The organism is Mesorhizobium sp. M5C.F.Ca.ET.164.01.1.1, assembly GCF_004792125.1.
Classification (GTDB): Bacteria; Pseudomonadota; Alphaproteobacteria; order Rhizobiales; family Rhizobiaceae; genus Mesorhizobium; species Mesorhizobium wenxiniae.
This window is the reverse complement of record NZ_SRTG01000381.1, coordinates 1-320: the sequence shown is the minus strand read 5'-3', so window position 1 is coordinate 320 and position 320 is coordinate 1. Positions and strand designations below refer to the sequence as shown.

Genomic DNA, 320 nt, shown 5'->3' with positions numbered 1-320 from the left:
ATGAGCCGGCAGGAAAGAGACAACATGACCTGGATCGCCATCGGCTCCATCACCGACATTCCCCCGCGCGGTGCGCGCTGTGTCGATACTCCGCAAGGCAAGATCGCCGTCTTCCGCACGGCCGACGACCAGGTCTTCGCCATTGACGACCACTGCCCGCACAAGGGCGGGCCGCTCAGCCAGGGCATCGTCCATGGCGCGGCGGTGACCTGCCCGCTGCACAACTGGGTGATCTCGCTGGAGACGGGCAAGGCGCTCGGCGCGGACGAAGGCTCGGTGAGGACGATACCGGTCAAGGTCGATGACGATCGCCTTTTCAT

1 protein-coding gene is annotated in these 320 nt (G+C 65.0%); it reads left to right on the top strand.

All coding sequences use genetic code 11. The features are described from left to right. Positions 1 to 24: 24 nt before the first annotated feature. Positions 25 to 320: nitrite reductase small subunit NirD (gene nirD / locus EN807_RS33895; protein WP_135938044.1), on the top strand; the 296-nt coding region annotated here is incomplete at its 3' end.